Genomic DNA, 9,184 nt, shown 5'->3' on the forward strand with positions numbered 1-9,184 from the left:
CTACCGCATCCTCTTCCTGCTGTACGCCGAGGCCTCGCCCGAGCTCGGGGTCCTGCCCACCGGCGTGCCCGAGTACGAGCAGGGCTACAGCCTGGACCGGCTGCGCGAGCTGGTGCTGACCGAGCCGGCCACCCCGCAGGCGCGCGCCGGTACCCACCTGTACGCCTCATTGACGCTGCTCTTCGAGCTGGTGGACGGCCGCCGACCCGCAGGTGGCCTGGAGATCTCTCCGCTGCGCGCGGACCTGTTCCGACCCGAGGCCACCGCCCTGATCGACGCGGTCGGGCTGAGTAACCTGGCGATGCAGCGGGTGCTGGAGTCGTTGCTGCTGACCAAGAAGACCTCGGGCCGCGGCGGACCGCGCGGACGCCAGCGCGGCTTCATCTCCTACGTCGACCTGGGGATCAACCAGCTCGGGGCGGTGTACGAGGGCCTGATGTCCTACACCGGCATCTTCGCCGCCGAGGACCTCTACGAGGTGGCCCGGGACGGCAACGCCGAGAAGGGCTCCTGGGTGGTGCCGGTCGACCGGGCCGATGCCGTCGCCGCCAAGGACTTCGTCCGCGAGGAGGACCCGGACACCGGCGAGCGCCGGCCGGTGCTGCACTCACGCGGCACCTTCGTCTTTCGGCTGTCCGGGCGGGAACGCCAGCAGTCGGCGTCCTTCTACACCCCAGAGGTGCTCACCCGCTTCACCGTCGGCCAGGCACTGGAGGAGCTGCTCGATCCGGACGGCCGGGTCATGACGGCGGCGGAGGTCCTGCGATTGACCGTGTGCGAACCGGCGCTCGGCTCCGGCGCCTTCGCCATCGAGGCCGTCCGGCAGCTGGCCGCGCAGTACCTGACCCGGCGCCAAGCCGAGACCGGTGAGCAGATCCCGGCCGAGGACTACCCGCAGGAGCTGCAGCGGGTCAAGGCCTATCTCGCGCTGCACCAGGTCTACGGCGTCGACCTGAACGCCACGGCCGTCGAGCTGGCCGAGATCTCGCTCTGGCTGGACACGATGGCTAGCGGTCTGCAGGCGCCCTGGTTCGGGCTGCGGCTGCGTCGCGGCAACTCCCTGGTCGGCGCCCGGCACGCCGTCTACTCCCGGGCCGCGGTGAACGACCGCTCGTGGCTGACGACACCGCCGGCCGATGTACCCCTCACCGACCTGGCCGTAGCGACCGATCCGGACCAGGCGTCCGGCGTGCCGGGCGGCCGGGTGCACCACTTCGTGCTGCCCGCAGCCGGCTGGGGCGCGACCGCCGAGGCGAAGGAGGCCCGGGAGCTGGCCCCTGAGGTGACCGCGCTGGTGCGGCGCTGGCGCCGGACGATCCGCAAGACCCCGACGAAGGTCCAGCTGGATCGGCTGGTCGACCTGAGCCGGCGGGCCGAGGTGCTGTGGCAGCTGGCGCTGCGGCGGCTGCGGATCGCCGAGGCGGAGTCGCGCCGCGACCTCGCGGTCTGGGGGCGCGATCTCGAGCCGCACGGCAGCCAGGTGTCGCGGGAGGCGATCGAGGCGTCGCTGGCCGACCCGAACGGCGCTTACCGGCGGCTGCGCCGGGTGATGGACGCCTGGTGTGCGCTCTGGTTCTGGCCGGTGCATGGCTCTCAGCGCGAGGCCGCCACCCGGGTGGACCCGCCCAGCCTGGAGCAGTGGGTCGAGGCACTTCAGGGCCTGCTGGGTCGGGACCCGCAGCGGCTGCGCCGGACGAACCAGGACACTCTGGCTGCCAGCGGCGACTGGGAGGCGTTGGCCCAGGCCGAGGCCGACGACCTCGCCTTCGCCCACGCTCAACCAGTCGAGCAGGTGCTCGCCGCCCACCCGTGGCTGGGTGTCTGCGCCGAGGTGGCCGAGCGGCAGGGCTTCTACCACTGGGAGCTCGACTTCGCCACGGTGTTCAGCCGAGGCGGCTTCGACCTCCAGCTGGGCAACCCGCCCTGGGTACGGCCGACGACTGACATCGACGCCCTGCTGGCTGAAGGCGACCCGTGGTGGCAGCTCGCGCTGAAGCCGAGCGAGATCGAGCGGGCCGAGCAGCGCAAGCGAACACTCGACCTGCCTGGGGTCGTGGACCTGGTCATCGCCGGCGTGACCGACGTCGCCGGGCTCTCGGAGTTCGTCGGGTCGCCGGTCGACTATCCGCTGCTCGCGGGCACCCAGCCCGACCTCTACCGCTGCTTCATGAGCCAGGTCTGGCGACACATCAGCCCGGGCGGAGCATCGGTGCTGATCCACTACGAGACCCACTTCACCGACGAGCGGGCTGGGGCTTTTCGGGCCGCGAGCTACCGCCAGCTGCGTCGGCACTGGGAGTTCATCAACGAGCTCTTGCTCTTCGATATTCAAGACCAAAAGCACTGGGGGGTCAGCGTCTTCGGATCGGAGCGCGATCCCGCTTTTCTCCAGGCCACGTCGCTCTACCACCCCGACACGGTGGCGCGCTCGCTGCGGCACGACGGCAGTGGACCCGAGCCCGGCTTCAAGGACCCGGATGGTCATTGGGATCTGCGGCCCCATCGAAGCCGGATCGTCCGGGTTACTCCCGAGGTGCTGCGGACCTGGCACGAGGTGCTGGAGACCGAGGCCGTGCCGGTCGAGCAGACCCGAATGCTCTACACCGTCAACCGGTCGGTCGCCCACGTGTTGTCGGTGCTGGCCGCGTCCCCCCGGCTCCGTGACCTCGGACTGCAGTTCTCGGCCGGCTGGCACGAGAAGAACGACCGTCAAGCGGGCCGGTTCGTCCAGCAGTGGGGCACGCCGGTCGACTTGCGCGAGGTGATCCTTCAAGGACCGCACCTCTTCGTCAACACCCCGCTCTACAAGCAGCCGAACGCGACGATGCGGCACCACCTGGATTGGACCGCGACGGACCTCGAGCAGCTGGCCCCGGACGCTGTCCCGGTCACGGCCTACAAGCCCGCCGGCAGCCGCGCCCGCTACGACGCCGACTACACCCACTGGGACGGCACCGCCGCCCGGGACCACTACCGCGTGGCCTGGCGCCGCATGGCGGCCAATACTGGTGCTCGGACCCTGCTGGCGGCGGTAATTCCCCCTGGCGCCGCGCACGTGAATGCCGTCGCATCGGCCGCGTCGAGCAACGGACGACCTGAGCACATTGTCGACTTGCAGACCATGTTGTCGACTGTGCTGGCCGACTTCGCGGTCCGGAGCGCACCCAAGGGTGACATCTATCCGGTGACGGTCGCACGGCTGCCCCGGCCGCATACCGGCCATGCCCTGCTACCGGCCACACGGCTGCGCACCCTCCGCCTCAACTGCGTCACCGACGCGTACGCCAACCTTTGGCACGACTGCTACGACCCGGCCTTGGCCGCCGACGCGTGGACCGACGATCGGCCCCGCCCCAACCAGCCAGCGCTGGGCGACATCGGCCCGCACTGGACCCCCGCCACCCCCTTGCGCATCGCAGCGGACCGGCGGCAGGCGCAGGTGGAGATCGACGCGCTGGTGGCCCTGATGCTCGGGGTCAGCGCCGACGAGCTGTGCACCGTCTACCGCACCCAGTTCGCCGTCCTCTACGGCTACGACCACGACGAGTACACCTTCGACGCGCTCGGTCGGATCGTGCCCAACGCCGTCCTCAAGGTCTGGCGCGCGAAGGGCGAACGGATCAGCGCCGACGAGCGCACGCACACCAACGGCGCCGGCTTCACCTACGCATACGAACTGCCATACGGCATCCTCGACCGCGAGGCCGACCTGCGCCGGGCGTACGCGGAATTCGAGCGTCGTTGGCCGAGCGGACGGAGGTGACCGGCCAGCCGTCCAGACCAAGATCATTACGACTTACCGGAAAGGCTGAGGCTATCGCCAGCCTGCCCAAATCACCTGAACGGTTCGAAACCGATTCGAAAGCAGGGGATCGGCTCGCATCCCCCCAAACCGTCCGCCCATTCCACCCCGACTCTGGCCAAGTCGGACGGCAATGGCAGGCTGATCAGCGCTTTCCTTAGCCTCTGGGATATCTGACACGCCGGCCTGCGGGACTCTGGACTTACGCCGAACGGCAGGCCCGATATCTAGTCCTATTCTCAGAGCGTGTCCACCAGTTTCTGGACTGACTCCACGCAGTTCTGCAAATACTCAGCCTTTACCCGGACTCGCTTACCCATGACCTCCTTGCGACCGGCAGTCTGCGCGTAGAAGGGACAGCCGCGCGCGAAGGACACGACGCCCGCGGTCTGGAAGTCCCGGATCTCCACCATCACGTCCTGCGTCTGCGCCGCCGAGAACATGCCGGGGTTCTGAGCGAGGAGATTCTGTACGTCGGTGTCGATCGAACTGAGTACTGCAGTGTAGGCGGAGGCCGACACGACGTACTGCGTCAGGCGGTTCTTCGCGATCACGTGGACCTTCGCCAGCTCTCGACCCTCCGCCTGCAACCTCGTCGCGAACGCGTACTGCGTGTAAATCGCCGACGGCAACCTCAGCCCATAGATGAGCGAAAAGGCGTTCTGGATCGCGCGCCGCGACGAGTCGTCAGCCATGACCGGAAGCACCAGGCGATCGGCGCTGGCGAGCGCAATCTGGGTGTACATCGAGAAGGAGGGGTTGGCGTCGATGAAGATCGTGTCGTACTCGTCCCCGATAGCAGCGACCAGGTCGCGAATCCAGTCGATCACGCGCAGCCACGGTGAGGTGCTGGGGATCTGGTTGTTGGCCAGCGTGGACACCGCGTTGCTCTGCAACTCGAGGATGGGGTCCCCCGCGATGAGGTCGATGTTCTCAGGGATCATGGTGTTGTAGTCCACGGGGCGGCAGGTGTACGCCTTCGGGTCGATGACGGGCGGGGTATAGGGGTTCGGCAGGCGCAGCTCGAAGTAGCCGCCGATTGTCCGACGCGTCGGTTCGCTCTGTCGGGCGAGCAGAACGTCGCTTCCCTTCCCTGTGAGTCCGCCGAGGAGCAGCTCGGACAAGTTCGCCTGAGGGCAGACGTCAATCGCCAGGATGCGCTTGTCGGGGTTCTGGTAGGCGTAGAACGTGAGGGCCTGGAAGCAGAGGCTCGTCTTCCCGGTCCCCCCCTTGTTGTTCCAGAACGCGTACTTCATCGGCATGGCGATACCTCCAGTGAGGACAATTTGGACGAGGCCAACGTACCATCTGGACGTAGATCGTGGCCCGTTAGGCCGCCATCGCCTCGCCTCTCAATTCGGAGCGCGCTCGGCGCTCGTCCGGTTCGACGGACGGGTTGTCGAGGCACCGTCCGGCGCCGGACGTGCGGTCGCCGGGCACGCGGGAAACGACGGCTGGTGACGGCCGGCGGCTCAAGGATCTGCGCCACGCCTCCCGCCATCCGGCGGAGAGTCACCGTGACCCAGATTCGCGTACTGTTCTTGGTATGCAACATTGATTTGATTCATTGCAAGCATGAAGCCAAGGCTGCCCTACGACTACTAGCCGAGATCACGGCTTACCAGTGGGGCATGGTGACCACCGCTCAAGCCAGCACCCTCGACATCACGCGGGTTGACCTCTCGCGGCTCGTTGACGGCGGGCACCTCAAGCGGCTCGCCCACGGGGTCTACATGCACTCCGGTACCCCCGGGCGACCCGTTCGATGACCTACGTGCCGCCTGGCTCAGCACTGATCCGGCAAAGCTGGGCGAGGAACGGATGCGCGACCGCTCAAACGAGGTCGTCGTCGCCGGCGTCTCCGCCGCTCACCTGCACCACATCGGCGACCTGTGGGCCAGCCGGCACGAGTTCGTCGCACCGAGGCGGCGACAGAGCCAGCGGACGGAGATTCGCTATCGGCAACGAGTCCTTCACTCACGGGATGTGACGCTCGTCGGGGGACTGCCGGCGATGACGATGGAGCGGACTGTCGCTGACCTCGTCGAAGAGGTGGATGACCTCAGCCTCGTCGCTGATGTCCTGGGCTATGCATCGCGCAAGGGCAGCCTCGACCTTCGCCGACTCGAGGAACTGCTCGCACCACTCGCCGGGCGGCACGGGCTTCCGAAGGACGACGGACTAGCGTTCCTCGATCAGCTTATGGAGATCGCCGGCCTGGACGCAGACACCGCCCTCGGCCCACGCGTTGCCGAAAGGTTCTGCGGTGACCCTAGCAAGGCTGGAATCAATCGTCTGATGATGACTCCCGAGATACAGAAAACCATGCGCCCGGTCCAAAAGAAGATGGCCGCGACGCTCCACCAAGCTCTGGCGCCCAGGCTGTCCAACTGGGTGAGACCATCCGAGCCGGGCTCATAGAGAGACCAGGCGTTGACGAGCTTGCCAGAACTCTCTCTGAGCAGCTCACGAGCAGCGACGTCATGACTGTAGTAACCCGGGCGTACGGAAAACTCTGAGCGATGCCATCGCGCTCAATCGCGGAACACTCAATAGCACCCGCGAGGCGCAGCGGACGGACGTGGATGACTGACGACGCCATCTACCCGACGGCCGCAGGCGTCGAGGCGGCGATCAAAGACGCTGCGAGAAAAGCGTCGGCCGCCGGTCCGTCACTGAACGTCAACCAGCGGATATCACTGGAATACTTCCACCGCTTTCTCAGCCGCGTGTTCTCCGGAGGCGACGACTCCGAGTGGATACTCAAGGGCCGGATGGGTATCCTTGCTCGCGTACCGTCGACCCGAACGACCCGTGACATCGATCTGTATCGCCAGCAGCACACCCTTGCGCAAGCCCTCGATGACCTGATTCGTCTGGCCGCGATCGACCTCGAGACCACTTCAGGTTTGAGTACGCCAGCCACACCAGCTCGATTGACGACAACACGCAGCCCTACACCGACGGTTGTCGGGTGACGTTCGCGATCTACATCGGCCTGAGCGGGAGAGGAGCGCTTCAGGTCGATCTGGCGGTGGGTGTAGGCGTCACCGGCGAGATCACGACGGCCAGTCCCGGGGGTGCACTGGACCTGCCGCGACTGGCGACCCATCCATATCGCCTCTACCCGGTCATCGACCAGATCGCCGACAAGGTTTGCGCGACGATGACAACGTACGGTGAGCGACCCTCCAGCCGGGAGAAGGACCTCGTTGACCTCGTCGTGTTCGCGACAACTCACGACATTGACGGCTCCGCTCTCAGACGCGCGATCGCCATCGAGGCGCGTCGGCGTCAGATAGACCTCCCCGCCCACTTCGCGGTCCCGGCTTCCTGGGGAGCCGGCTACGGCAAGCTCAGCAACTCTTTGCCTACTGCGCCGGCTACCGCACTGTCGACCTGGCCAGCGCTATCGTCCGACGGCTGATTGAGCCGGCGCTGGGCAGCGATGCCGACGGTAAAGCCTGGTCGCATGTGCACCTCGCCTGGTCGTAACGCGTCGACCGGGTTTCGTCATGGTGAACGACGACCGGACGGCGCCTTCCGAAAGTGCGGCCGACCGGCCCTAATCTAGCCCTAATCTGGCTCTTCGTTACCTGCGGTGGGGGCGGTTGTGATACGCCGGTGGAGCTGGTTGCGGTGAGGTGAGGTCAGGGTCGGGGTCCTCAGGATCGGTAGCGACCAAGCAAGCCTCTTCCGCAAGGACCCCGACCCAGCGCATCAATTCCCACCGGCGTGTCACGCCCGCCTCACCGCAGGTACGAAGAGCCCCTTTAGTCGAACCGACCGACCATCGCTCGGATGCCTCGGCTCAGCCACCGCCAGCCAAGCAGAAGAACGACCCAGGCGAGGTAAAGCTCAGCCATATCGCTTGTGTATCCGCTGCTCGGATCGGTAAGCCCGGCGATTAGTACAATGGTTCCAGCAATCCCGGCCATCACGCTCAGGATTGTGCAGGCAAGGGCCACAGGCACCCAGAGTCCAGTAAGGGCGCCGTAGCGAGCGTTTCCCGTCACGCCGCTAGCAAGCGCGCCGAAGAACGTTAGCGTCACCACGAGGACGACGGCAACGGTCGGACGATTCCAAAGGGAATAGTTAATCGCGGTTGATAGCACATCTCCGGTTCGGTAAAAGCTCCCATATGCCGGACCGCCCGGAGCGAGCATCAACTGTGCGAGTTGCGATATAGCAAAACTCGTTGCAATTAGGCACCCACCTAGAGTTGAGAACCGAACGACACGACGGAGAAGAGCGCTCGTTCCCGATCGCACCGCTGTTCGGACCTCACCGATCGCTGTACGCGTGTACCCAAGCACGCTCCTTCCAAGACCAAACCATGAATACATCGCCAGGACCGTTGCGACCGCGAGAATTAGGAGCGACGGTAAGCCGAGCCAGAGGAGAATCGAGGTGAGGGCAGACGACGTGTCGGGTATGGGGCTATTCACCTTGACGTAGCTGAATTCTGTCGCGGCCGAGCTGCGAGATCTACCTGCCGTCGTCATGACGACGACTTTCACTCTAGCTGCCGCGTGCGGCGGACTCTTGACCATCAGCTCGGTCGCCGAAACCCGGGTCAAGGAAGTGCCCGCAACGTCGCCGAAAATAACCTTCGTCGTTCCCTTGAGATGGCTGCCGGTAATTGTCACGGTCGTTCCACCCACCTCGGAACCACGCTTCGGAGACATGGTGGTCACAGTGGGAGGCAAGGCCGCGGCCGCTGAACCCGCGACCCCCACAGAGAGCAGGCAGCTCAGCAATACAAGGACGATCAGTACCTTCGGCCGCATCGTCGTCTCTTTTCCCCCGCGGAAGCCTAAGCCAGTGGCGCGATGCAATTGTAGCGTGCGCGGCCGCGCCGCGGAATCGGCTTGATTGCTTGCCTCCACGCTCGGAGTCTTGTCAGGTGGGCAAGCGCGGCATTGCGCAGGTGGATCGATGATTTCGAGCGTGCGCCGTCAGATCAGCTCAGGCACGCGATCGCCATTAGAGGCGCGTCGGCGTCGGATGGAGTTCCCCAACCGCTTCGCCGTACCGGTCCTGGGAGCCGGGGACGCCAGAGCCAACAGGTCGGCGCTTGGCTGCACCGAGTACCGAACTATTGACGAGCAGCGCGGTGGTCGGGCGGCAGATCGATCCGGCGCTGGGAAAGCGGTGCGGAGGGCAATGCCTGGTTGTAATTACCCCTCGCCTAGCTAGTCGTCACACTTCGTCAGGGTCATGATCAGGACTGCGGTCGGTGCCGCCGCTCCGCCCGATGTCGCCACCCAGGCTTGGTCAGACGCGAGACTGACCGGTTCGAGGTCCGTCTGACCGGACCAGCAGTGACGACGCCGTTACATTTGACCCTCAACGTCAATGACGAAACTACACGCATGGAGG

At 65.9% G+C, this 9,184-nt stretch carries 7 protein-coding genes; 5 read left to right on the top strand and 2 right to left on the bottom strand.

What is annotated here, in order from left to right:
• Positions 1-301 precede the first annotated feature (301 nt).
• Positions 302-3,763, top strand: coding sequence for a restriction endonuclease (locus tag ACFE76_RS05555; RefSeq protein WP_375430824.1), 3,462 nt, complete (start codon positions 302-304; stop codon positions 3,761-3,763).
• 278 nt (positions 3,764-4,041) lie between these two features.
• On the opposite strand, the gene ACFE76_RS05560 is transcribed toward ACFE76_RS05555, so the two are convergent.
• Positions 4,042-5,064, bottom strand: a complete 1,023-nt coding sequence (locus tag ACFE76_RS05560; RefSeq protein ID WP_375430754.1) for a ParA family protein — start codon at positions 5,062-5,064, stop codon at positions 4,042-4,044.
• A 255-nt stretch (positions 5,065-5,319) separates the two neighbouring features.
• Between ACFE76_RS05560 and ACFE76_RS05565 the strand changes: the two genes are divergently transcribed.
• From ACFE76_RS05565 to ACFE76_RS05580, 4 genes are all read left to right on the top strand, one after another.
• A complete protein-coding gene (locus ACFE76_RS05565; protein ID WP_375430755.1) occupies positions 5,320-5,571 on the top strand; it encodes a type IV toxin-antitoxin system AbiEi family antitoxin domain-containing protein in 252 nt (83 codons plus the stop codon).
• Positions 5,572-5,623: 52 nt separating this feature from the next.
• Complete coding sequence (locus tag ACFE76_RS05570; RefSeq protein WP_375430756.1) at positions 5,624-6,223, top strand: hypothetical protein; 600 nt, start codon at positions 5,624-5,626, stop codon at positions 6,221-6,223.
• A 164-nt stretch (positions 6,224-6,387) separates the two neighbouring features.
• On the top strand, positions 6,388-6,780 hold the full coding sequence (locus tag ACFE76_RS05575) for a hypothetical protein (protein WP_375430757.1): 393 nt from the start codon (positions 6,388-6,390) through the stop codon (positions 6,778-6,780).
• Positions 6,777-7,229: a nucleotidyl transferase AbiEii/AbiGii toxin family protein gene (locus ACFE76_RS05580; protein ID WP_375430758.1), complete on the top strand. Its 453-nt coding sequence runs from the start codon at positions 6,777-6,779 to the stop codon at positions 7,227-7,229. Before ACFE76_RS05575 ends, ACFE76_RS05580 begins: the two co-directional genes overlap by 4 nt.
• Positions 7,230-7,575: 346 nt before the next feature.
• Here ACFE76_RS05580 and ACFE76_RS05585 read toward each other — a convergent pair whose 3' ends face one another.
• Entirely contained in the window at positions 7,576-8,499 is a 924-nt protein-coding gene (locus ACFE76_RS05585; protein ID WP_375430759.1) for an IPT/TIG domain-containing protein, read from the bottom strand.
• Positions 8,500-9,184 lie beyond the last annotated feature (685 nt).

Origin of the sequence: uncultured Friedmanniella sp. (genome assembly GCF_964244005.1) — a bacterium.
In the GTDB taxonomy this organism is placed as follows: Bacteria; Actinomycetota; Actinomycetes; order Propionibacteriales; family Propionibacteriaceae; genus Microlunatus.